The organism is Chryseobacterium sp. HNCC26DJ240 (assembly GCF_057180485.1).
This window is the reverse complement of the sequence record NZ_JBXUGK010000002.1, coordinates 365,194-389,164: the sequence shown is the minus strand read 5'-3', so window position 1 is coordinate 389,164 and position 23,971 is coordinate 365,194. Positions and strand designations below refer to the sequence as shown.

The 23,971-nt window shown below is 33.9% G+C and carries 26 protein-coding genes and 1 tRNA gene; 11 read left to right on the top strand and 16 right to left on the bottom strand.

Annotated elements, in window-relative coordinates; all coding sequences use genetic code 11:
• Positions 1-77: 77 nt before the first annotated feature.
• Both pfkA and gap read left to right on the top strand, forming a co-directional pair.
• Positions 78-1,064, top strand: coding sequence for a 6-phosphofructokinase (gene pfkA / locus AC2A1G_RS04950; protein ID WP_484045829.1), 987 nt, complete (start codon positions 78-80; stop codon positions 1,062-1,064).
• A gap of 32 nt (positions 1,065-1,096) precedes the next feature.
• Entirely contained in the window at positions 1,097-2,107 is a 1,011-nt protein-coding gene (gene gap / locus AC2A1G_RS04945; RefSeq protein WP_484045828.1) for a type I glyceraldehyde-3-phosphate dehydrogenase, read from the top strand.
• A 57-nt stretch (positions 2,108-2,164) separates the two neighbouring features.
• Here gap and AC2A1G_RS04940 read toward each other — a convergent pair whose 3' ends face one another.
• Positions 2,165-2,548 (bottom strand): hypothetical protein, encoded by a 384-nt coding sequence (locus AC2A1G_RS04940; protein ID WP_484045827.1) that lies wholly within the window; start codon positions 2,546-2,548, stop codon positions 2,165-2,167.
• Between the two features lie 463 nt (positions 2,549-3,011).
• Here AC2A1G_RS04940 and AC2A1G_RS04935 point away from each other — a divergent pair, with 463 nt between their 5' ends.
• The 6 genes from AC2A1G_RS04935 (at position 3,012) to AC2A1G_RS04910 (ending at position 11,380) form a co-directional block, all read left to right on the top strand.
• Entirely contained in the window at positions 3,012-3,785 is a 774-nt protein-coding gene (locus tag AC2A1G_RS04935; RefSeq protein WP_484045826.1) for a response regulator transcription factor, read from the top strand.
• A 316-nt stretch (positions 3,786-4,101) separates the two neighbouring features.
• A complete protein-coding gene (locus AC2A1G_RS04930; protein WP_484045825.1) occupies positions 4,102-5,298 on the top strand; it encodes an oxygenase MpaB family protein in 1,197 nt (398 codons plus the stop codon).
• Between the two features lie 263 nt (positions 5,299-5,561).
• A complete protein-coding gene (recA, locus tag AC2A1G_RS04925; protein WP_056034424.1) occupies positions 5,562-6,569 on the top strand; it encodes a recombinase RecA in 1,008 nt (335 codons plus the stop codon).
• A 154-nt stretch (positions 6,570-6,723) separates the two neighbouring features.
• Positions 6,724-8,616 carry a molecular chaperone HtpG gene (gene htpG / locus AC2A1G_RS04920; RefSeq protein ID WP_484045824.1) on the top strand — a complete coding sequence of 631 codons (1,893 nt, stop codon included), beginning with the start codon at positions 6,724-6,726 and terminating at the stop codon, positions 8,614-8,616.
• Between the two features lie 99 nt (positions 8,617-8,715).
• Entirely contained in the window at positions 8,716-9,849 is a 1,134-nt protein-coding gene (locus AC2A1G_RS04915; RefSeq protein ID WP_484045823.1) for a helix-turn-helix domain-containing protein, read from the top strand.
• Between the two features lie 118 nt (positions 9,850-9,967).
• The gene (locus AC2A1G_RS04910) at positions 9,968-11,380 is read left to right on the top strand and encodes a serine hydrolase (protein WP_484045822.1); all 1,413 of its coding nucleotides are present in this window, start codon (positions 9,968-9,970) and stop codon (positions 11,378-11,380) included.
• Between the two features lie 54 nt (positions 11,381-11,434).
• Here AC2A1G_RS04910 and AC2A1G_RS04905 read toward each other — a convergent pair whose 3' ends face one another.
• Both AC2A1G_RS04905 and AC2A1G_RS04900 read right to left on the bottom strand, forming a co-directional pair.
• Positions 11,435-12,229, bottom strand: coding sequence for an alpha/beta hydrolase (locus tag AC2A1G_RS04905; protein ID WP_484045821.1), 795 nt, complete (start codon positions 12,227-12,229; stop codon positions 11,435-11,437).
• Positions 12,230-12,407: 178 nt separating this feature from the next.
• Entirely contained in the window at positions 12,408-12,704 is a 297-nt protein-coding gene (locus tag AC2A1G_RS04900) for an MGMT family protein (RefSeq protein WP_059136069.1), read from the bottom strand.
• Positions 12,705-12,853: 149 nt separating this feature from the next.
• Between AC2A1G_RS04900 and AC2A1G_RS04895 the strand changes: the two genes are divergently transcribed.
• Entirely contained in the window at positions 12,854-13,645 is a 792-nt protein-coding gene (locus AC2A1G_RS04895) for a glucose 1-dehydrogenase (RefSeq protein WP_484045820.1), read from the top strand.
• A 172-nt stretch (positions 13,646-13,817) separates the two neighbouring features.
• A complete protein-coding gene (locus AC2A1G_RS04890; protein ID WP_185113222.1) occupies positions 13,818-13,964 on the top strand; it encodes a hypothetical protein in 147 nt (48 codons plus the stop codon).
• A gap of 146 nt (positions 13,965-14,110) precedes the next feature.
• On the opposite strand, the gene AC2A1G_RS04885 is transcribed toward AC2A1G_RS04890, so the two are convergent.
• The 5 genes from AC2A1G_RS04885 to AC2A1G_RS04865 form a co-directional block, all read right to left on the bottom strand.
• Positions 14,111-15,199 (bottom strand): acyltransferase family protein, encoded by a 1,089-nt coding sequence (locus AC2A1G_RS04885; RefSeq protein WP_484045819.1) that lies wholly within the window; start codon positions 15,197-15,199, stop codon positions 14,111-14,113.
• A 66-nt stretch (positions 15,200-15,265) separates the two neighbouring features.
• Positions 15,266-16,237 carry a deoxyhypusine synthase family protein gene (locus tag AC2A1G_RS04880; protein ID WP_484045818.1) on the bottom strand — a complete coding sequence of 324 codons (972 nt, stop codon included), beginning with the start codon at positions 16,235-16,237 and terminating at the stop codon, positions 15,266-15,268.
• A 27-nt stretch (positions 16,238-16,264) separates the two neighbouring features.
• Positions 16,265-16,909, bottom strand: coding sequence for a hypothetical protein (locus tag AC2A1G_RS04875; RefSeq protein ID WP_484045817.1), 645 nt, complete (start codon positions 16,907-16,909; stop codon positions 16,265-16,267).
• Positions 16,910-16,965: 56 nt separating this feature from the next.
• Complete coding sequence (gene arfB / locus AC2A1G_RS04870; protein ID WP_484045816.1) at positions 16,966-17,358, bottom strand: alternative ribosome rescue aminoacyl-tRNA hydrolase ArfB; 393 nt, start codon at positions 17,356-17,358, stop codon at positions 16,966-16,968.
• A gap of 39 nt (positions 17,359-17,397) precedes the next feature.
• Positions 17,398-18,468, bottom strand: coding sequence for an AMP-binding protein (locus AC2A1G_RS04865; RefSeq protein WP_484045815.1), 1,071 nt, complete (start codon positions 18,466-18,468; stop codon positions 17,398-17,400).
• Positions 18,469-18,566: 98 nt separating this feature from the next.
• On the opposite strand from AC2A1G_RS04865, the gene AC2A1G_RS04860 reads away from it, so the two are divergent.
• Positions 18,567-18,637, top strand: a tRNA-Gln gene (locus AC2A1G_RS04860).
• A 245-nt stretch (positions 18,638-18,882) separates the two neighbouring features.
• Here the strand turns inward: AC2A1G_RS04860 and AC2A1G_RS04855 are convergent.
• The 8 genes from AC2A1G_RS04855 to AC2A1G_RS04820 all read right to left on the bottom strand — a co-directional run bounded on the left by AC2A1G_RS04855 (position 18,883) and on the right by AC2A1G_RS04820 (position 23,944).
• Entirely contained in the window at positions 18,883-19,167 is a 285-nt protein-coding gene (locus tag AC2A1G_RS04855) for a hypothetical protein (protein WP_484045814.1), read from the bottom strand.
• 157 nt (positions 19,168-19,324) lie between these two features.
• Positions 19,325-20,395, bottom strand: a complete 1,071-nt coding sequence (locus AC2A1G_RS04850; RefSeq protein ID WP_484045813.1) for a type I restriction endonuclease — start codon at positions 20,393-20,395, stop codon at positions 19,325-19,327.
• A gap of 11 nt (positions 20,396-20,406) precedes the next feature.
• A complete protein-coding gene (locus AC2A1G_RS04845) occupies positions 20,407-20,739 on the bottom strand; it encodes a YegP family protein (protein ID WP_484045812.1) in 333 nt (110 codons plus the stop codon).
• Positions 20,740-20,744: 5 nt separating this feature from the next.
• Complete coding sequence (yidD, locus tag AC2A1G_RS04840) at positions 20,745-21,029, bottom strand: membrane protein insertion efficiency factor YidD (RefSeq protein ID WP_484045811.1); 285 nt, start codon at positions 21,027-21,029, stop codon at positions 20,745-20,747.
• 4 nt (positions 21,030-21,033) lie between these two features.
• Positions 21,034-21,219, bottom strand: a complete 186-nt coding sequence (locus AC2A1G_RS04835) for a hypothetical protein (protein WP_484045810.1) — start codon at positions 21,217-21,219, stop codon at positions 21,034-21,036.
• A gap of 57 nt (positions 21,220-21,276) precedes the next feature.
• Positions 21,277-21,483, bottom strand: a complete 207-nt coding sequence (locus tag AC2A1G_RS04830) for a hypothetical protein (RefSeq protein ID WP_484045809.1) — start codon at positions 21,481-21,483, stop codon at positions 21,277-21,279.
• 129 nt (positions 21,484-21,612) lie between these two features.
• A complete protein-coding gene (locus AC2A1G_RS04825) occupies positions 21,613-22,278 on the bottom strand; it encodes a response regulator transcription factor (RefSeq protein ID WP_484045808.1) in 666 nt (221 codons plus the stop codon).
• A gap of 4 nt (positions 22,279-22,282) precedes the next feature.
• Positions 22,283-23,944 carry a tetratricopeptide repeat-containing sensor histidine kinase gene (locus tag AC2A1G_RS04820; RefSeq protein WP_484045807.1) on the bottom strand — a complete coding sequence of 554 codons (1,662 nt, stop codon included), beginning with the start codon at positions 23,942-23,944 and terminating at the stop codon, positions 22,283-22,285.
• Positions 23,945-23,971: the final 27 nt, after the last annotated feature.

Below are 23,971 nucleotides of genomic sequence, written 5' to 3'. Positions count from 1 at the left end.
AGGATGAAAAGTATTGTGAAGATACTGCAATTATCTGAACTTGTTTTTGTAAATTTGTGTTCGAAATTTTTTATTAAATGAAAGAAAGTGCTGTAAAAAAAATTGCAGTTTTAACCTCAGGAGGAGATTCTCCAGGGATGAACGCAGCATTAAGAGCGGTTGTAAGAACTGCCAATTACTATAACATCGAATGCTACGGAGTGAGAGAAGGCTACAACGGCCTCATCCATGATGATTTCCTGAAAATGGGACCTCGATCCGTAAAAAATATAATCAATCAGGGTGGAACGATTCTAAAATCTGCCCGTTCAGCAGAATTCAGAACCAAAGAAGGTCGTCAAAAAGCCTATGAAAATTGCATGAAATATGGAATTGAAGGTTTAGTATGCATTGGCGGTGACGGAACTTTTACAGGAGCAAAAATTTTCAACGAAGAATTTGGCATCAGAACCATCGGTGTTCCGGGAACTATCGACAACGATATTTTTGGTACAGACAACACGATTGGTTACGATACCGCTTTGAATACAGCAATGGATGCCATCGATAAAATTCGTGATACAGCGACTTCACATAACAGAGTTTTCTTTGTGGAAGTAATGGGTCGCGATGCCGGTTTTATTGCACTAAACAGTGGCTTGGCAACGGGTGCTCTTGATATTTTAATTCCTGAAAGAAAAGACAGCATCGAAGATTTATTCGGTAAATTCAGAACAGCTGAAAAGACAGGAAAAGCTTCAAGCATTGTTGTTGTAGCAGAAGGCGAAAAATTAGCCAACATTTATGAATTAGCTGAAAAAACCAAGGAAGAATTCCCTGATTATGATATTCGTGTAGCTATTTTGGGACACATCCAAAGAGGCGGATCACCAAGCTGTGCAGACAGAGTTTTAGCGAGCAGACTGGGTTACGGTGCTGTGGTAGGATTAATGAAAGGTGAAACCAATGTGATGGCGGGAATGCGTTCTAATGATTTGACCTACACCCCAATCGAAGAGGCCATCAAAAAACACAATGAAATCAACAAAGATCTTCTTTTGATTTCAGAAATTTTAGCAATCTAATATATTATATAATTAAATAAATCAAAACAATTATGTCAACAATTAAAGTAGGTATTAACGGGTTTGGTAGAATCGGTCGTCTTGTTTTCAGAGCAATGACTGAAAGAGACAACGTAGAAGTAGTTGGTATCAATGACCTTATCAATGCAGAATACATGGCTTATATGCTAAAATATGATTCTGTACACGGTATTTTCCCGGGAGAAGTTTCTGTAGACGGAAATGACCTTGTAGTAAACGGTAAAAAAATCAGAGTTACTGCAGAAAAAGACCCAAGCAACCTAAAGTGGGACGAAATCGGTGCTGACTACGTAGTAGAATCAACTGGTTTATTTTTAGATAAAGAAAGTGCTGCGAAACACCTTGCAGCAGGTGCTAAAAAAGTAATTCTTTCTGCTCCTTCAAAAGACGATACGCCAATGTTTGTAATGGGTGTAAACCACCTTGAACTTACTGATGACGTAAAAATCTTATCAAACGCATCTTGTACTACAAACTGCTTAGCTCCTTTGGCTAAAGTAATTCACGATAATTTCGGAATCGTAGAAGGTTTGATGACTACTGTACACGCTACAACAGCTACTCAGAAAACGGTTGACGGTCCTTCGATGAAAGACTGGAGAGGCGGTAGAGCTGCATTAAACAACATCATCCCTTCTTCTACAGGTGCTGCAAAAGCAGTAGGAAAAGTAATCCCTTCTTTGAACGGAAAACTGACAGGTATGTCTTTCAGAGTACCAACCGTTGACGTTTCTGTAGTGGATTTAACGGTAAGACTTGAAAAAGGTGCTTCTTACGAAGAAATCTGTGCTGTAATCAAAGCGGCTTCTGAAGGCGAATTGAAAGGTATTCTTGGATACACTGAAGATGCTGTAGTTTCTCAGGATTTCGTAGGAGATAAGAGAACTTCAATCTTTGATAAAGACGCTGGTATTTCACTTTCTCCAAACTTTGTAAAATTGGTTTCTTGGTATGATAACGAGATGGGTTACTCAAACAAATTGGTGGATATGTTGATTCACGCTTCTACACTATCTAAGTAGTAAGAAATTACCTATAAATAATGAAACCTTCCAGATTTGGAAGGTTTTTTTATATTTTTAATGAAAAAGAAAACAGTCGCAAGTAATGCCGACATCCAATTTCCCGTCAGATGAATAAGCTTGGTAAGCTTTACCTCCTTTTCCCTGAATACCTTTTATGGCAACTACCTTCCCTTTTTTGCTGAAAATCCAGCTAAAGCAACCGAAACTTTCAGGAGTTGCAGTAACTTTCCCTCCGCTTTTTTCCACCTTTAGAAAATCACAAACCTCATTAGACCCATCAAAGTGAGTAACAACATTTCTTACTTTAGATCGATCATATTTATCTACTTCTGGTAGTTTCGAACCATCAATAACCAGATTTTCAGGTTCTTTTTTTTCTTCTTGGGCAAAACATGTAGCAGACAATGCAAAAAATAGAATAAATGATAATTTTTTCATGGTAAATTTTATTAAGTTAAATAATTTAAAACTGTAAATAATGATGATTTGTTATTTTAAATTCAACACTTGAAGGTATTGTTGAAAATTTAATTTTTATGTTAAATCACTTGATTAAAGTTGTAACTATTATATTGGAAAAAAAATAACCCATAAAGGGTATTTATTAAATGCTTTCAGACATAACAATTTTAATTATCCGTGCACAAAAAAACCACTAATCTCTCTGACAGTGGCTATTTTGAAGGAATTTTAATTCTTTTTTTTTCATCATCAGAGCTTTTACCTTCCTGCTCTAAAGCTTTAAGAAAACGCAATAAAACTTTGAAAAATAACTCCAATTTTATAATAGAGTTTTCATGATTATTGTTTCTACAAAAATTGCAAATTATTTAACATAAAAAAATAGCCCTTTTGGGGTATTTTTAACAAATTTTAAGTATTTTAGTTTCAAATATAAAAAATGGAAAATCCGGAGGATAAACATTTACTTTCACAAATCTGGGAAAGCTTTGCAGGACAAGACAAATCAAAAGCTCTTACAAAGCCTTCCATAGAGAAAATTATTGGTGAAATGTTCTCCATAGGAAACTTTTACTATTATGTAATCAACCTCGCTGACTCTACCATTTCACATCATCACAAAAATATTCTTAAGATTCACGGTCTTTCAGAATATCCTACTTACCTCAGCGAAATTTTCAGTCTCATTCATCCGGATGATGTTCCTTTTGTTTTAAAGGCTGAAAAAATTGTCGTTGAAAAAATCAGGCAAATCGGTATTGAACATCAGCTTTTCCTCAAACCAAGCTATTGTTTCAGAATGAAAACCAAAAAAGGGAAATATGAACTTTTCCACCATCAGGCCATTCACACTTTGATGGATGAAAACAACCGCTTGTTTCAATCGATTAACATTCACACCAATATTCAGCACATTACGCCACAAAATCCATACACTGTTTTGATTACAGGCATCACGCCCCGAAAAGATTTTCACCAGTTTACTGTGCAGCCCACAGATGAAAAGAAAAGTTCAGATTCTCCGAATCTTACTAAAAGGGAAATTGAAATTTTGATTTTAATTGCCAAAGGTTATTCTGGCAAAGAAATTTCTGACATGCTTATTCTTTCAGAACACACCATCAGAAGCCATCGCAAAAACATCCTCAAAAAAACCGACTCACGAAACAGCAAAGAACTCATCAGAAAAGCTTTTGAATGGGGATTGGTTTGATGGGTAATGAGTGATGGGTAATTATTAAAAATGATTGATGATTGATGATTGATGATTGATGATTGATGATTGATGATTGATGATTGATAAATAATTATTTAATTAAAAATCCTAAACTAATATCAAATTCTAAAACTCGAATCCAGAATCCAGTACATCGTACCCAAAAACTCGAATCCAGAATCTCAAACCTCAAATTTCAAACCTCAAATTTCAAACCTCAAATTTCAAACCTCAAATCTCAAATCTCAAATCTCAAATCAACTGACAAATCTCACACAGTTTTTCATCTAAAATTTATGTAACTTTATCCTTAATGGAAAAGCAGATTTTACAGCCGAGATTTAAAGATTCACAGCATTTCAAAGATTTCTGGACGACAGGAAACGGGAAACAGCTGACTGATCTTTCCGGAGCTGAACTGAGTTTTAAAGATTTTGATAAGTTCTCACATTTCTTTTATCACGTTGACGAAATTGGTGATGAGGTGGTAAGAGAAGTTTATTTTAAAAAAAGCTATCCTGAAGCTTCAAGGGAAATTGAAAGTTACATCAGGAACGGCGTTTCAGAAAATGATAACGTTCCGGAAAGTGTAAAAAAACTTTTCCAGCAAACCCAAAACCTACCCGATTGGCTGGATTTAAATTTAATTAAAAGTGGAGCCGAACTCTGCATGCGAAGCAATCTGGACTCTCTGATTTCGCTCAGAGACTATTGTCTGATTGGCGGCTACGACTATTCTTACCTCAACAAACCTTTAATTGCCACCGAAGCTTTAAAAAAAGGTGCAGTGAAAAGACTTTCAGAAACATTGGATTTCTGGGTAAACGTTACCCGTTACGATGCTTTGGAAATTCATAAAAAAGGCTACGAATTTGCTATAAAAACCAGATTAATTCATTCTTACGCAAGACTTTCGATCAGAAAACATTATAAAAACTGGGATAAAGAAAACTGGGGCGAACCCATCAATTCCTGGGACATGATGGCGACCTACATTGGTTTCAGCCTTGTGTTTATGCACAGTTTGCTTAAATTAGGAAATACCATTTCCGAAGAGGAAGAAAAAGGACATTTCCACCTTTGGAAATACGTCGGATATTTGCTTGGAATCCCCGTAGAACTTCTTCCCGACAATAAAAAACAGGCAACAGAATATTTTTATTTGTGGACATCCATCCAGCCACCATCCGATAAAGATTCGGTTTTGCTGGCACATTCACTGTTGAACGAATCATTGGAAAATCCAATTTTAAAGTACAAATTTGAAAGAAAAAATCTGAGGTATCTGCACATTTGCTGCACTTGGTATTTATTAGGCGACGACGTTTGCAAAAGGCTGCAAATTCCTGAAGTTCCTTTCAGAAAAGGGTTTCCGGTGACAAAGAAAATCATCAATAAAATTTACGATTCCACCGTAAGCCGTGAGGCCAGAATTAAAAAAGGCAATAAAGACCAAATGAAAGTTTTGAAGGATTATTTGAACATTACCCAGAATTCTAATTTTCATTGATTTTTTCAGGAGCTTAATCCCGCTTTCTGCTGTATCTTTTTCACCAACGCTTTTTTGCAAAGCCATGCCAGAAAAAGGATGCCGCGACAATCGGGGCTAGGATCCAGCCTGTCACAAGAAATCTTTATTTTTAATTCTTTATTTGGCCTTTTTTCAAACTGAAACTTTATCATTTTTTAACGCTAAAAACAATTTCTGAAAACAAAAAATATTAGCATTTGAATTTAAAATTATGTAATTTTGATAAATTATTTTAACGAGATATGAGCAACATAGATGATAAGAAAAAAGCACTTGCATTGGTGCTTGACAAACTAGATAAAACATACGGAAAAGGAACTGTAATGACGTTGGGAGACAGTGCAATCGACACTACCATCGAAGTTATTCCTTCCGGATCTTTAGGATTAGACATCGCTTTGGGCGTTGGCGGATATCCGAGAGGAAGAATTATTGAGATCTACGGACCAGAATCTTCAGGTAAAACCACTTTAACTTTACATGCCATCGCAGAAGCTCAAAAAGCAGGCGGAATTGCAGCATTTATCGATGCTGAGCACGCTTTCGACAGAGGTTATGCAGGAAAATTAGGAATCGACTTAGAAAACCTGATTATTTCTCAGCCGGATAACGGTGAACAGGCTTTGGAAATTGCAGATAATTTGATTCGTTCGGGTGCAATTGATATTGTTGTCATTGACTCTGTTGCCGCTTTGACTCCAAAAGCGGAGATTGAGGGGGAAATGGGAGATTCTAAAATGGGGCTTCACGCAAGATTGATGTCTCAGGCTTTGAGAAAACTGACTGCAACGATTTCAAGAACAAAATGTACCGTGATTTTCATCAACCAGCTAAGAGAAAAAATCGGAGTAATGTTCGGAAACCCTGAAACTACAACTGGTGGTAACGCTTTGAAATTCTACGCTTCAGTAAGAGTAGATATCAGAAAAGCATCTGCGCCAATTAAAAACGGTGACGAAGCTGTTGGTAGCCGTGTGAAAGTGAAAATTGTGAAAAACAAAGTTGCTCCACCTTTCAAAATGGCTGAATTTGACATTATGTATGGTGAAGGCGTTTCTAAAACCGGCGAAATCTTGGATACTGCAGTAGATATGGGAATTGTGAAGAAAAGCGGTTCTTGGTTTAGCTACGGTGAAACTAAATTGGGACAAGGTCGTGATGGAGTAAGAGATTTGTTGAAAGATAATCCTGAACTGGCGGAAGAGCTTGAAAACAAAGTAAAAGAAGAAATCATTAACAAAAAGAACTAATTTTGTTTTGATCAAATACAGAGACAGCTGAGAGGCTGTCTTTTTTGTTTTAGAAGGAAGACCTATTTCTGCAAAATAAAAATGCCAATCTGTCACTTTCCGCTCAATGGTATTTCTTTTGAGAATTATTCATCAAATTTAAAATCCAAAAAAAATGACAAAAGGAAATATCAATGTTTCGGTGGAGAATATTTTTCCGTTGATTAAAAAGTTTTTGTACAGCGACCACGAAATATTTTTAAGAGAATTAATTTCAAATGCTACCGATGCAACATTGAAATTGAAACATTTAACCAACATTGGTGAAGCACAGGTAGATTACGGAAATCCGAAAATCGAGGTGAAAATTGATAAGGAAAACAAGAAACTTTACATCATCGACCAGGGCTTGGGGATGACTGGTGAAGAAGTTGAAAAATACATCAACCAGGTTGCGTTTTCAGGAGCTGAGGAGTTCTTAGATAAATATAAAGATTCTGCAAAAGATTCAGGAATTATTGGCCATTTCGGTTTAGGATTCTACTCTGCATTTATGGTGGCAGAAAAAGTGGAAATTATTTCTAAATCTTACAAAGATGAAACCGCAGTTCACTGGATTTGCGACGGAAGTCCGGAATTCACATTGGAAGAAACTACCGCAAAAACCGACAGAGGAACTGAGATCATCCTTCATATCGCAGAAGACTCGTTAGAATTTTTAGAAGAAAATAAAATCCGTGAATTGTTGACGAAATACAACAAATTCATGCCTGTTCCCATTAAATTCGGGACAAAAACTGAAACACTTCCATTACCGGAAGGTGCTGCAGAAGATGCCGTTGCAGAAACAGTGGAGGTTGATAATATCGTCAACAACCCGACTCCGGCCTGGACGAAATCTCCAAGCGAACTGAAAGACGAAGATTACAAATCGTTCTATCACGAATTGTACCCGATGCAGTTTGAGGAGCCGTTGTTCAACATCCATTTGAATGTTGATTATCCTTTCAATTTAACTGGTGTTTTATATTTCCCCAAATTGGCGAATAATTTAAACATTGAAAAAGATAAAATTCAATTATATCAGAATCAGGTTTTCGTAACCGATGAGGTGAAAGGAATTGTTCCTGACTTTTTGATGTTGCTGAGAGGGGTAATTGATTCTCCGGATATCCCGTTGAATGTATCCCGTTCTTATCTCCAGGCAGACGGTGCAGTAAAGAAAATTTCTTCTTACATCACGAAGAAAGTAGCCGACAAAATGGTTTCTTTAATCAATGAAAACCGTGAAGATTACGACAAAAAATGGAACGACATCAAAATCGTTATCGAATACGGAATGATTTCTGAAGACAAATTCTTCGAAAAATCTGACAAATTTGCACTGTATCCCACAACCGACGGCAAATATTTCCTTTGGAATGAATTAGAAGAAAAAATCAAAGCAAATCAAACCGACAAAGACGGAAATTTAGTGATTCTTTATGCTACGAATGCTGATGAACAGCACTCTTACATTCAGTCTGCGAAAGATAAAGGGTATGAAGTTATTCTTTTAGATTCACCGATTGTTCCGCACTTAATTCAAAAACTGGAATCTACAAAAGAAAAAATTTCTTTCGCCAGAGTAGATGCTGATCATATCAATAATTTGATTAAAAAAGACGAGCCTGCAATTTCTAAATTAAATGAAACTGAAAAAGAAACGTTGAAGAAAAATGTCGAAGAGTCAATCAATGACAAGAAATTCACAGTTCAACTGGAAGATTTAGACAGCACAGATGCTCCATTCACAATCACCCAGCCAGAATTCATGCGTAGAATGAAAGATATGCAGGCAACCGGCGGTGGCGGAATGTTCGGAATGGGTGGTTTCCCTGAAATGTATAATCTTGTAGTCAACTCAAACAGTGAATTTGCCACCAAAATTTTGGCTAATGAAAATGCTGATGAGAAAAGTTCTCAGATTAAGTACGCTTTAGATTTGGCTAAATTATCTCAGAATTTACTGAAAGGAAAAGAATTGACAGACTTCATTCAGAGAAGCTATCAACAATTGGAAAAGTAATTTAACTGATTATATTGTAAATCCGGAATGACTTTGTTGTTCCGGATTTTTCATGAAAAAATATCATAGAAGTATTAACTTTGGCTTTGATAAAAAAACATGGATCAGTTCAACTTTTTATATCTCGTTTCCTCAATTGGAATTTTCATGGTGCTTTTGCTTGCCCTGTTTTTGATTACTGTAAAAACAAAACACAGACTATCAAATTGGCTTCTTGCATTCTTTCTTTTTATAAATGCTGTAGATGCATTAAAGTTTTTGCAGCGGGAATTTCCAGTGAATCATATCAACCTTGAGGCTTTTCGTTGGGGCTTTGTCTATTTGGCTCCGGCCTCGTTTTACCTTTATGTATTGTCTATTTGTTATTCCAATTTTCGGTTAAAACCAAAACATTTGCTGCATACAATCCCATTTTTTGCTTACAATTTGTATATCATGTGGGGAATTTATTCTGTAGAGAGAGCCTCAAAAATCCATTTTATAAATGGCATGAATGATATGCCTTTAATGCAGTTTTTTCAATTTCTTTTTGAATTTCTGTTTCAAGTATATTTTATCGCTTCATTTCTGGTGATCAGAAAGTCCAGAACAGTCTATCTTGAAAATTACGCAAACCCGAATATTTCAATCCTTCAAGCACTTTATAAAATAACAATTCTGTACTACGTCATACATTTTATAGTCATTATAAGATGGCTGGTTACTTTCATCTATGGACCGGGAGAAATCCGAGCCTGGATTGTAACTCTTGATGGCTTTGCATTTTTATTTTGTACAAGTTGGTATCTTTTTGTTGCTTTAAACAATCCTGAGTTCTTCCGGGGCGTAAATTCTGATCTAAAACCTGTTGCAGAAGTCCCCAAACAAAAAAACAATTCATTAACAGATGATGAAAAAAATAAGGAAATGGAATTATTAAAAAATTTCATGCAGGATAAAGAGCCTTATCTGGATTCTTCATTAACTATTCAGGATTTGGCGGAGCAGGTGAAAATGCCGGTTAAAGATTTATCTGTTTTAATTAATTCTTATATGGATAAACATTTTTTCGATTTCGTGAATGAATATAGAATTCAAAAAGCAATGCAAATTCTTAAAGATCCTTGTCAAAAGGAACTGACTGTTTTGGAAATCTTATATCAAGTTGGATTTAATTCCAAATCTTCATTCAATACTTCTTTCAAAAAATATACAGGAAAAACTCCGACAGATTTCAGAAAACAATCTTTGTAAAATCAAATTATTTTCAAAAAATGAGTTCGATTTTTTTTAATCGGTCGCGTAGTAATGTGTTCTGACGCATTTTTGCATCAATATTAAATTGTTTTAAAGAAAATTAAACTTTATGAAAATGCATCATCTTGCAAGGAATATCGGCTGTTTTTTAGTTTTTTTAATCGTCTTTAGTTGCGGCACCAGAAGTTTTAAAACAGAAAAAAATGCTGTTTACATCAGTAAAATTGATTCCTTAATGACCAAATCTTATGAAAGAGGTTTGTTCAATGGAAATGTCCTTGTTGCTAAAAATAATAAAATCATCTATCAAAAATCGTTTGGTTTTGCGGATGAAACAAAACAAACTTATTTAGATAATCAGTCAATATTTAATATTGGATCTATCGCAAAGGAATTTAATGCGGTTTCCATCATGATTTTGGCAGAACGCGGTTTTCTCAGTCTTGATGACCCGATTTCCAAATTTAATTTAGGATTGCCAAAATGGTCAGAGAAAGTAACCATACGACATCTTGTTAATTATGCTAGTGGCATTCCCCGAATCGAGTCAGGTCTAACTATAATAAATGATGAAGATGCATGGAAAATTCTTAGAAACAATCAAAACTTATTGTTTGAACCAGGAACCAATTACAAATATGATAATGGCAATGTATTTTTGCAAAGAAGAATCATTGAAAAAGTAAGCGGCACTTCATATGAGGATTTTGTCATTAAAAATATCATTAAACCATTGAAAATGACCAATTCTGTATTTGATGCAAAATTGGGATATAAAAATCGAACATCTTGTTATGATATAGACAACGTACGATGCCCGGAATTGAAATTTATTAGCGGGTGGCTTTGGGTAGATATCAATGATTTGTATCAATGGATTGAAGCAATGAATTCTAATCGACTAATATCCAAAGAATCTTTTCAAACTCTGTTAAATAATCCCTATGCAAAAGACGAAGGCGGATCACTTGGCAGATATTTTGAAAAAGAAGATTTACAAAGACATAATGGAGTTTCTTATAAATTTGAATCAATCTTTTTAAACGATTTAAAAAATAATATTACGATTATTCTATTGTCGAATAATTTAAACAGGGTTTGGGATTTAGGACATCGTATTCACAATTTGATGTTGGGAAAAGAATATGAAATTCCTAAAAAATCTGTTTATCAAGCCATAAGAAAAGAATCCCCTACCGATATAAATAAAGCTTTAGGAACATACCGTTTACTAAAAGAAAATCAACCAAAAGAATATGATTTTGAAAACCCCAACGAGCTAAACAAATTAGGCTATGAACTGTTAAGACTTGGGAAAAAGAATGAGTCATTAGAAATATTTAAACTTGCTACGACAGAGTTTCCTGAAGATGCAAATTTATTTGATAGTTATGGAGAAGCTTTGTTAGTCAATAATCAAAAAGAAGAAGCGATAAAAATGTATCAAAAATCGGTTGAACTAAATCCTCAAAATGAAAATGGAAAACAAATGCTATTGAAAATTAACAAGGAGCTTGATTCAAATTGACGTACTTCAGTTGTCACGGCAAAGCAAATACTCCGCCGTGACAACTTTAAATTTTTACTTAATCAAAGCATCAACAGCTTTTACAACTTCCGAAGGCTTTTCTGTTACAGCACCCAAGTGATCTGCTGTAAATTCAAAAAACTGTTTCGGTTCAGGAGCATTTTTGAAAAGTTCTTCACCCTGAGAAAACGGAACTGTTTTATCATTTTTGCTGTAGATAAAAAGCTTTGGAAGTCCTTCTGTCGATTTAATATCTTCTTTCGCAGAATAAACAGAAGCCAGCATTTTTGCAAGAGCGTCTTTAAACTGCGGAGCAAAAACAGCTGCAATATCTGCAAACGAAGACATTCCGCCATCAATGACCAATCCTGAAATTTTATTTTTATTGTTTTTAGCCAAATGAACTGAAATCTGAGAGCCTAACGATGCTCCATAAATAATCAGTTTTGTATTTTTCACATCTTTTCTTTGAGCCATCAGATCAAAGAACTTTTGCCCGTCTGCTGCAACATTCATGTGAGTTGGCGTTCCCGTAGATTTTCCGTACCCTCTGAAATCGACCATGGCAACCTGAAATCCGTTTTCAATCAAAGGTTTCACCATAAAGAAATAAGAAGAAACATTTCCACCTGCACCGTGAAAAAATAAAATCGTTGCTTTTGGTTTTGCTTGAGGTTTAAAAAAGATGGCGGTAATGGTGTCTTTTCCTACAGGAATCGTAATGTCTTCAAACTTTAAATCGATAGGCATAAACTTTTTACTCGGCTGGTAAAATTTATCATCAATCTGAGCCTGAAATAATTGAGTAAAAATTACGAATAGAAATGTGATAGTAGATTTAGCTTTCATAATATTATTTTTAATTATGAAGCAAAGATATCTGTTACAAAGTTTTTTTGAAAAATTAAATCACTGAATGGTTATTTTTATATTCTGAACGGTAATTTTCTTAGCTAGAATAAAATTAATAGGTACATTAAAACGTTTTTTAGAAGCCAATAGCAAGAAGCTATTTGCCAAAAGCAATTTACAATTCTTCCAAAGGATTCCAGAATAGCTTTTTGAAATTTTTAATTCTGAAATTTTCCACCTCAATTCCTTCGGCTTCCAGTCTTTCCTGAAATTCCGGAACCGACAAAGTTCCCGAGCTGGAAATCACCCGATGCGCCGGAACATCTTTTGGACAACCGCCCATCGCTTTTCCTACATGACGGGAGTGATTTGGAAAACCAACTGCTTTAGCAATCGCTCCATAAGAAGAAACTCTCCCTTTCGGTATGAGTTTTGAAATTTCCCAGACTTGTTGTTTGAATATTTCGTTCATCTCATTTCATATTAGTTTTCAAATGTAATAATTCTATTCAATCAAAATCAAAGATTCAAGCAATTAAAATTTAACAAAGTTTTATCACAGATTAATTTAAGAAAAGGCATCATTGTTGTAAATTGAAGCATTAACAAACAACAAATAATATGTCAAATTTTAAAGGAAAAGCAGTAATCGTAACTGGTGCTGCGATGGGATTAGGATTGGCTGCTGCAGATGCATTAGCAGCAAAAGGAGCTGATCTTACGCTTGTAGATTTTAACGGCGAGGCTTTAGAAAAAGCAAAAGCAGATTTACAGTCAAAATATCCGAAAAGTAAATTTCTGACGGTAACCGCAGATGTTTCGGTAGAAGAAAATGTAAAAAATTACGTTGACCAAACCGTAAAAGAGTTCGGAAAAGTTGACGGACTGTACAATAACGCAGGAATAGAAGGAAAGCAGGCTCCGCTCATTGATTATGACATTGAAGTTTTCAAAAAAGTAATCGACATCAACCTTTTGGGAGTTTACTACGGAATGAAATATGTAATTCCTGAAATGCAGAAAAACGGAAGCGGAAGAATCGTCAACGTAGCTTCTGTAGGCGGAATCAGAGGTGTATTGAATCAAACTGCTTATGTTGCGACCAAACACGCTGTCGCCGGAATGACGAAAAATGCCGCTTTGGAATATGGAAAAGATAATATTTTGACCAACGCCATTGCTCCTGGAGCAATTTTAACGCCGATGGTGGCTGAAGCTTTTAATCAGGTAAATCCTGCAGACCCGAAAGCGGCTGAAAAAGAATATGCATCAAGAAATCCTACAAGAAAATTAGGAGATCCGAAAGATGTCGGAAATTTGGTTGCTTATCTTTTAAGTGATGAGAATGGTTATGTTTCAGGACAGGTAATTGCGATTGACGGCGGAGAATCTAATATGTACGGAAACCCATAAAGTGCTTCTAGCTAATGGCTTCTGGCTTTTGGCTATAAATAATTGTCTTCATTTTTGAGGGCAATTTTTGTTTTTAAAAACACTAAAACTCCCATCTTCCATCTTCCATTTTCCGTCTTCATACAGAACTGCACAATTTTTGAATTTTAAATTAAATCAAAAAATAGAAAGTATGAAAAAGTCTGTTTTTAAATTTTTAAATAAAATCAATAAGAAAATTTTGCCTAAACTAAGTGATAAAGATCCATTGAAGTTGACAAAGTTTCAGAAAGGAATTTTGGCGTATAGATATTTTGTGTTGATTAATTCTATGGATTGATTATCTCCCATAGATTTGAAGGATTTACACAGATTTTTTTAGCATAACTCTTAATAATCTAAAAAAAAAATCAATTTATTGATTCTTAAAACTACACAGCATCTTGCTTAAATTCTTTATGAACTTAATGTTTCAAAAAAACAGCATTAGATTTTCGAAATCCACTTTCTGCTAAGTTCGTACAATGGTTTTTCAATCAAGAGATAAATAATTATTGAGCAGATCCAAAGCAGTACAAAATTCTTATCCGGAAGATAAACATAAGATTTCAGTTTCATGTTGAAATAGCTTAGATGAATCAAGTAAAAAACAAATGAAGCATTCCCTAGAAGAATAAAGAATTTTGTGGAAAGAACTTTCGAAACCCACGTTTTTTCAGATATCAATCCCCAAAAGAACACGATCATTCCGATGGGTAAAAATAATTCGTGAATCAGTCTTCCTTCCCAACGTTCCACGCCGTGTACGAAATTATTTCTGGCAAAAAATCTGATACAAAAGATTAAAATAAGGACAGCAATTCCGCCCCAAAGTGTCGGTTTTTTAATCTTATTTAAAAACTGAACACCGTTTTCTTTTTTCATTAAATAAGCGAGCAACATTCCGAAGAAAAACTCCAGGCTTCGTCCGAAAAATGTGCTTCCGACCATAAATTTTAAAGGAGATAAAAAGCCTTTCGGGTTTCCGTTGAATTCTTTAAGACCATACCCGATTCCCCACCCTAAAAGGAAAAATCCTATTAAAAACAGAATGCAGTATCTCCAGCTTTTCTTTAAAAGTAAAAACAACAACGGCGATAATAAGTAAAAGAAAAATTCAACCGTCAACGACCAAGCCTGAACAATTCCCGAAACAGAATAGCTTTCAAACAAAGAATAAAACAAAGAATATTGCAGGAAATAAGTGTTTACATTTTTAGAATACGCTGCATCCAGAAAATAACAGCTCAGCAAAATCCAGTACAGCGGAAAAATTCTTGCAATCCGGAGAAGAATATATTTTAAATAAGATTTTCCGGATTGTAAAGGCTTCTCTTCATAGCGATAAGCCAGCAAAAATCCGCTCAACACAAAAAATAGGGTTACACCAACATGCCATTCGCTGATAAAACGCATAACTTCAAAAGGAAGATCGTTTCGCCAGTATTTTCGGTTATGATAAACAAAAACCATGATAGCGGCAATGGCGCGCATTCCCGTTAAAGCATCGAACTTATTTTTCTGAAGTGTTTCCAAGGTCTTAAAACAATAAAAGGCTTATTGCTAAGCCTTTTTAATATAATTAATTTTTAACTGTAAAAATTAGTTTTCCAAAATGTAAGAGAACATCAATGGTGCACAGATTGTAGCATCACTTTCAACGATGAATTTCGGTGTTGTGATATCTAATTTACCCCAAGTAATTTTCTCGTTCGGAACTGCTCCTGAGTAAGAACCGTAAGAAGTAGTCGAATCTGAAATCTGACAGAAATATGACCAGAACGGGATGTCATGCATTTCCATATCCTGATACAACATTGGAACAACACAAATTGGGAAATCCCCTGCAATTCCTCCACCAATCTGGAAGAAACCAACTCCTTTTCCTGCAGAATTTTTAGTGTACCAGTCTGCCAAATAGGTCATGTATTCAATACCTGATTTCATGGTGGTAGCAGTCAATTCTCCTTTGAGACAGTAAGAAGCGAAAATATTACCCATGGTAGAATCTTCCCATCCAGGAACCACGATCGGCAAATTAGCTTCCGCGGCAGCAATCATCCAGGAATTTTCTCTTGGAATTTCGTAATACTGCTCCAAAACTCCTGAAAGAATCATTTTGTACATGAATTCATGCGGGAAATATCTTTCTCCTTTAGCTTCAGCATCTTTCCAGATTTCTACGATATGTTTCTGCAGTCTTCTGAAAGCTTCTTCTTCAGGAATACAAGTGTCTGTAACTCTGTTTAAGCCTCTTTCCAAAAGATCCCACTCATCCTGAGCCGTTAAATCTCTGTAATGAGGCACTCTTTCGTAGTGAGAATGCGCTACAAGGTTCATCAAATCTTCTTCAAGGTTTGCACCTGTACAAGAGATAAAATCTACTTTTCCCTGACGGATCATTTCAGCCAAAATCTTTCCTAATTCAGCAGTAGACATTGCTCCAGCTAAAGTAATCATCATTTTTCCACCGTCTTTAAGGTGCGCAACATATCCTTTTGATGCATCTACCAAAGCCGCAGCATTGAAATGCAGATAATATTTTTCGATAAACTCGGTAATCGGTTTGCTCATTATTTTTAATTTTTGCAAAGATAAAACTTAAAAACGGAAAGTAGCGGCAGCACTTAAAGAAAGTCGTGTTAAACCTTCTTTTTGGTCTTCCTCAAATGTAACTTTTTGTCCGTTGAATGTCATGCTTGATAAAGTTCCTCCTGAAAGACCAATTTTTGGTCCTATCAAAATACGTTTGTGAATTTGATATTGGTACGCAAAATCGACTTCCGCACCCAAACTTGCTCCTTTTCCTTTTACATTTCCTGTTTTTGTGGTATAGGTAATAGCTCCAAGCGCTGCATCCATAATGAATTTATGTTTTGTATCTTCTTCAAAGTTTGTTAGTGAAAATAAAGGACCATAGAAATTGATCGCATCATTGGTCGCTACGGTAGCACTTGTGATATTTCCCATATTGTCGATTACGCTCAGTCTTCCGGTGTGTGAAGCACTGTAATTTGAATATTTAAAACCTATATTAAATCCGTTTTTCACCTCATAACGCAAGGCAACATCGAAGTTCATACCACTTTTAAGACCTTTTATGTAAGCTTTTTCCTGAGGACTTAAGTTATCCGGAATTTTGTTGACTCTCCATGCGTAGCCGATGGATGGAGTTAAAGATATTTTTTGAGCGAAAGAAACCGCTGATACCGACAGCATTGCTGTTACTAATAAATTTTTAATCATGATGGAATATTTCGGCAAAAATAAACCTTTTCCTTAAATGGAGAATTAACGAATAATTAAAATTTAAATCTTCTGTTTTCTTTTTTGTCAGAGAGTTTCTTTTTGGAATCCAGTCTTTTTTGAACCTTAGCTTTTGAAGGTTTTGTCTTAAAACGGGTTTTGGGAATAACTACAGAATCGTTCACAATTTCTAAAATCTTCTCAATTGCAATTTTTTTGTTCTGAAGCTGAGTTCTCGACTCTGAAACTGTTAACTGTAAAATCCCTTCAGAATTAATCCTGTTTTTGAGTTTAGTTTGAATTAAATCTTTCTGAAAAACATTGAAAAATTCAGATTCCTCCACGTTCCACATTACGGTAACTGATGTTTCCACTTTATTAACGTTTTGCCCGCCTGCTCCACTGCTTCTGGAAGTTTTAAAGCTGAGTTCTCTGGTGAAGTCTTTCATACTTTGATGATGGATGTTTGATGATGGATGATGGAAGTTTTAAATACCGTTGATTAAATGTAATAATTCTTTCCGATTTACCTTTCCATTCGGTGTTCTGGGAATTTCTTCAACAAAGATAATTTCTTTCGGTTTATGGAAAGACTTTTCAAATTTGAGATTTGAGATTTGAGATTTGAGTCTTCGACTACGCTCAGACTGACCATATTTTGAACAGTCAATATCTTCTATTACCAAGATGAGCTTTTCACCCAAGACCTCATCTTTTAAACCTAAAAATACGACTTCATTGGAAATTTCTTTTTTCACTAATGCCTCCAATTCTTCAGGAAAAATTTTTGCCCCACCGGAATTGATCACATTATCAATTCTTCCTAAAAACTTAAATTGTTTTTCGCCTTTAACATCAACTAAATCATTCGTTTGTAAAATCTCATCATTCAAATTTGGTGCGGAAATTCTTAAGCACCCTCTTTCATCCAATGAAATTTCAATATCGTTAAGAGTTTGAAAATATTCATTCCGTTTTGGATAAATTTCTTTTAAAGCAATGTGCGAGAGCGTTTCAGACATTCCGTAGGTCTCGAAAATTTGAGATTTGAAATTTGAAATTTGAGATTGCTGATGCAAAACTTCAGATATTTTAGACTTTAAAGATTCAGAAACGGAAGCTCCGCCAATAATTAAATTTTTGATCAGATGAATTTTGTCTAAAGAATTTTCTACCTGCAAAGGAGTCATCGCACAAAAATCGACTTCCTCATCCAAATCTTCCAAAGGTTTTGTGGACGGATTTTTAATTATTAATTTTAATTTTCTTTCAAAAGCCCTCACCACCATCATTTTACCTGAAATATACTCGATAGGTAAACAAATCAAAGCCGAATGATTTTCCTTTAAATTTAAAAAATCACAAGTCATTTTTGCTGAATTGAGCATCTTTTGTTTTTCAATTTCAAAAATTTTTGGTGTTCCGGTTGAGCCTGAGGTCTGCACCTTTACTGTTTCAGAGCCTGAAAGCCACTCTTCAATAAAAAAAGTTACTTTTTTTTCGAATTCTGTTTGATGTTCTAATTGGTTAATTTTTAGATTATTGAAGTTGATCAGCATATTTCCTACCGTTAAAATCTTTTGTAAATTTAAAAAAAATAAGAAAATGATTTGCAGATAACGAAAAAAGTTTTAAATTTGCATCACCAAAATAAAACAGACCTATAGTGTAACGGTAACACTCCGGTTTTTGGTACCGTCATTCGGGGTTCGAATCCCTGTGGGTCTACAAACCACTCTTTTAAAGGGTGGTTTTTTTATGTTTAATTGCTGGATATGACAATCTAAAAAAGGATCAATACCAAAACTTTGGATTAGCCACTAAGTTTTGATATTAATCCTAAAAATGAATGCAACATTTATACAAAGAATAAGATCATAAGATTGGCACTTATTACCTCAAAATTTAAATAAAGATATTATAAAAAGATTTTATATTATTTGATTTAAATTTCGCAGGACTTTTATTGTGATTTAGTTACAGCTTGAACAGTATGACCTGTCCACATATTCTTTACTGTTTCCCGCCATGTAGTAGCAACCACCTCTTTTCCCAACATATAAAGTATGCCCGTTATAAGTACATCCCTTATTTGTTGACGCAGAAGTAGTTCTTTTGTTTTTACTCTTTTTGCTTTTCTTTTTTTGTTTTGTTGTAGAAAGCTCTGTTTTAAATGTTGCTGAATTGTCAGCAGCTAAAGAGTTTGCCGGTAATAATGAACCTAATCCTAAAAGGCTTGTAAGTAATAGTTTTTTCATTGTAAATTATCTGTTATATTTTGAATTGAATCAATTTTGTGTCATAAAAATAAAAGTGAAGAAATCAATTATTGAAAGACAAAGCGGAATAAATGTCCAGCAAAACACTGAATACTGAACTTCCTTTTTTGGGGATTAACAATTGCTAAAACTCACATTATTGATAATTTTCCAGTGTTTTCAAAAGCTCAGCTTTGTAATTATAAATTTCATCAAGATTATTCAGCAGAATTTTTTCTCCTGCTTCTTTTCCGTTATGGAAAGTTTCAAGATATTTATTAGCTGTATTGAAATGCAATCTGCACAAAGGCTTTCTATTATTATCATCCAGTAAAATTCCGAAATAGGACAAAGTATCTCTGTAAGCAATTCTTGAAGAAGGAATTTTCTCTCTCAGAATCGCTTTCACAATTTGAAAACCTTCCAGTTCTTCTTCTGTGGTAACGATTTTAGAGTCGTTATTTTCATCGATTAGTGGAGATGTTTTTATATCATCTTCCCGTTTCTCGATTTGTTCGTTAATGCTTAATGCAGATTTTAACCTGTAACTGATTGACTCATTAATAGAAGTTGTTAATGCTTTCTTCGCATATTCTTTAAAAGAAATCATTCGGTTTGCGGTCAAAGGTTTTTCAAAAAAACGATTGACTAAAAGTTTAACCAATTCATCAGACGGATTTTCAATCTCTTTTTCAAACTCTTTTCTGATGGCTTTGATGTATTTTAGAGCTTCCGCAGAATCCAAAATACTTTCCAGGTTGTAATCTTTCTTGGTAAAACTTTCCAGAATTTTAATCGAGCTATCTTTTAAATCTTCAATATTTATGGTGAAAAAAGGTTTTTCATCCATAATATTAGGTTTCTCAAGATCTGTGTAGAAATTATAAACGATTCCATTTGTTAAAACTCCAAATCTTGTCTTTGAAACATGGTAATATCTGTGAAGCTGAGAATTGTGTGCATCTGCACTTTCTTTCCAGTGCTTACATTCGATGATAAAAATAGGCTCGTCATTATTTTTGATAACATAATCTACTTTTTCACCTTTTTTTGTTCCGATGTCGCAAACGTGTTCCGGAATAACTTCAGTCGGATTAAAAATATCATAACCCAAAATCTGTATAAAAGGCATTACAAAAGCATTTTTTGTAGCTTCTTCTGTACTGATTTGCTCTTTTAAGCCAACAACCTTTTGGTGAAGCTGTTCTAATTTAATTTTAAGATCCATGGTATTCAATTTTAAAGAGTTTCATCAACGATTTCAGCAGTTGGAGCGTTGGTTTTTATCGATTCAATTCCGTTATCCCTTGCGCTGGTCGTTGTATACATTTCACTTGTTCCGATAATTTCTCCGTTACCGGCTTTTAAATTGAAATAATATTGACTGTTTGAAGAAACCCTTCTGTCATAATGATTATCAAAAACAGCATTCGTTTTCACAGATTCAATTCCGTTTTTGCAACCTTGTTTTGTGGCATATCCTTGACTTGCAAGAATTACTTGCCCGTTTCCAGCTTTCAGATTGAACTGATAGTCGTCGTTTTTTCTTTTTGTAATGATAAATTTTCCCATAATTGTTATTTTTTTATAAATCTTTCAGAAATTTCTTTTTCATCAAGAATTTGATTGTTTGGTAAAATAATCTGAAAATTTCCTGTAATTGGATTTTCGATAAAATGAGCTCCTGCTCTACAATTTTCAAATCTGTATTTGAAAGCTTTTAGACCTGAAATAATTCCTTTATTAATAGTTTCCGAATAAACATATTTGGAACAGCTTGTTCTGAAAATGCATTTTCGCCTTTTTGAAGCCGGAATTATTAGCCAATACATTTTAATGACAAAGAGCAGAAGATATTTCATTTGTTTATTTCGTAAAAACAGCTACTTGATAAGACGTCATATATCCTGGTTTTTGCTGACCTATTCCAAAACAACCTTCTACCGGTTGAATGTATGTGGAAACACTTTCTAATCTTAAATATTTCCAGCCCTCTGCCGACTGAACCAAAATTAAATTTTCCAATTGTTGAGCAATAATACTTGAGCTCATGTTTTGTTGATTTGCTGTTGCAACAAAGGGTACTACTTTATTCCATGATTGATTTATTTAGCTTGTGTGACATTCATTTGAACATGTTTTACAACCATTTGATTTTGAATATTCTTTTTTAGCTTCTTTTACAGCATCTTTACAAGATGAATATTCACCAAGATATTTTCTATTGGAAACATCTGGAAGATATCTACAATCTGAAGTGTGAACTTCATGATCTCCATTAGTTTGAGCTTTCTTGTTTACATAGTATTTTTTCATAATAAAATTTTTATTGTTTAACATTCCAAAAGTATAACCCTTTAAATGTCAATCCTTACGGAAAACCATAAAACAAAAAAAACCTTCCAAATTATTTTGAAAGGTTTGATTTTAAATCAGAATATGTTTTTAGATAATCCCGCTGTCTTTGCAGATCACGATTAATTCGATATTGTTTTTTGCATTAAGACTTTCACGTAGATCATTCAGCTTTTTTTCGATGGAACTTTTGCTGTTGGGTGTAATGTTGTTTTCTTTAAAATGGTTTTCAATTTCCGTTTGCGTCCAGCCTTTTGCTAAATATTTCAAAATTGATAAATCATAATCTGTAATAATTTCCAAAGGCACATTTCTAATGCTGTTCAAAATACCCTGAGGAATAACGGTTTCCCCATTGTACACTTTATTCATAGTTTTTTTAAGCTCTTTGCCGTCATCTCGGCCCTTACTTACAAATCCGTTGATTTCATTTATTTTATAAAGATCATCAATTACTTTTGGCTTATTTTCTATTGAAAATACGATAACTTTAATATCTGGCTGTATTTTTCTCGCTTCAGCGATGAGTTCGGTACCGGATTTTATATTTTGGTTTATATGATTTTCATCAAAGGAAAGATCGGTAATAAGCAAGTCATAAGGATTATTTTCATCAACTGCTTTTTTTATTTTTTTTAAAGCTTCGTCACAATAGCTTTCAAATTCAAAATTTTTAATTTTAAGATTCGTGAGTGTATTGATCACTCCAAGATTTCTTATTTCGTGGTCTTCGGCAATAATAATTTTTTTAAACATATTTCTAATTTTTTGGAATAACAATTTGAATAATTAATCCTCCTTTAGGATTTTTTTCAAAATTAATATCTCCACCAATAACCTCAATACGGTTTTCCACATTAGAAATACCTGTGCCTTTTTTATTTTTTAAATCATCAATTCCTACCCCGTTGTCTGTATATTTTATATTTAGAGAAAGTTCATCTTTTTCGAATTTTAAAACAACCAATTTTGCCTGACTGTGTTTTTTCATATTCACCAAAAGCTCTCTTACACTGTAAAAAAGTTCTAGACGGGTATTATGTGAGAATTCATTCCAAATATCTTCATCGTATCCTACAGGCAGAATTTTTTGGTCAGGAGTACTGTAAGAAGCAATCATGTTTCCGAAACGCGTGTAAAAATCTACTTCAGTGGTATTTTCATGAGAAATATCTCTTGATTCTTCATACATTTTCTCAATATCATTAAGAATTTTTGTTTTGTCCATTTCAGGATTATTCTGAACATCAATCATCATGTGATAAAGCCCGTTAGCAACTACATCATGTACTTTTTTCGACATTTTGAGTTGATTGTTTTTTATTTCAAGTTGTTTTTCTTGTTTTAATTTTAACTGTCTTTTTCTGTAACCAATTACTATAAGAATTATAACAGCCATTAAAAGAGCCAATATAAAATACTGACGTAGAATATGATTATCTTTCTCTATTGCTGAAGCTTTTAGACTTAAATTTTCTGCTTTTTCCTTCTCAATACCATATCTGAAATAAGCAAATTGATTTTTAGCTCTGTTTCTTGAAATTATTAAGCTATCATTAAGCTGCTGATAATAATTAAAATATTTAATAATGTTTTCATCATCAAGTTTAATAAGCTTATCTAAAGCTTGAAGTTTATCCTCAGGGTTTCTCACATTTGTTGCCGTTTGTAGCATTTTTTGAGCATAAAAAAGTGCTTTCTTTTTATCTGTATCTTTGAAATAATCAGATAAAGTAGAATAGCTTGAGTTTAATCCCTCCAAATCATTAGTTTCTTGTCTAATTTTTATAGCTCTATAAAAATCAGGAAGAGGATTGTAATTTTTATTTTTCCAAAATTTAGCTTTTCCATAATTATTTAATGCCCGAGAATAATCTTTACTGTCTGAAGCTAAAATTGCATATTTTAAATACTTCAGAGCTTGTGTAGGTTTTTTTTTATACAATAAAGAAACAGCTAAATTATTATAATACGTAAACTTTTTATCTTCAGAAATAGAATATTCAATTGCTTGTTTATAGAACTTAATGGCATCATCATAATTATACATGAATGCTGATGCTATACCCATATTGTTAAAGCTTGAAGCTAAATCTCTTCTTACAATACTGTCTCTTGTATTTTTAAAATAAGAGTTTGCCTTGACAGAAGTTTCAATAGATCCGTAAAAATCTCCCTTGCCATTCTCGATGATTGCCATGTTAACCAAACACTGTCCAGCTCTCAACGAGTCATTATTTTTAATATATTCGTCTTGGGCTAAAGTGTAATAGTAAAATGCAGAATCAGTTTTTTTAGACTCTCTAAAAACCCTTGCTTTTTTATGTAAGGCATTTTCTTCTTTTTGATTTTCTTCCTTATTTTCTTTTTTTGAACAATAAAGTAGTATGACGGGCAAAATTATTAGAGATATTCTTTTCAACGTTTCTTAGTTTTTATACCGCAAAAT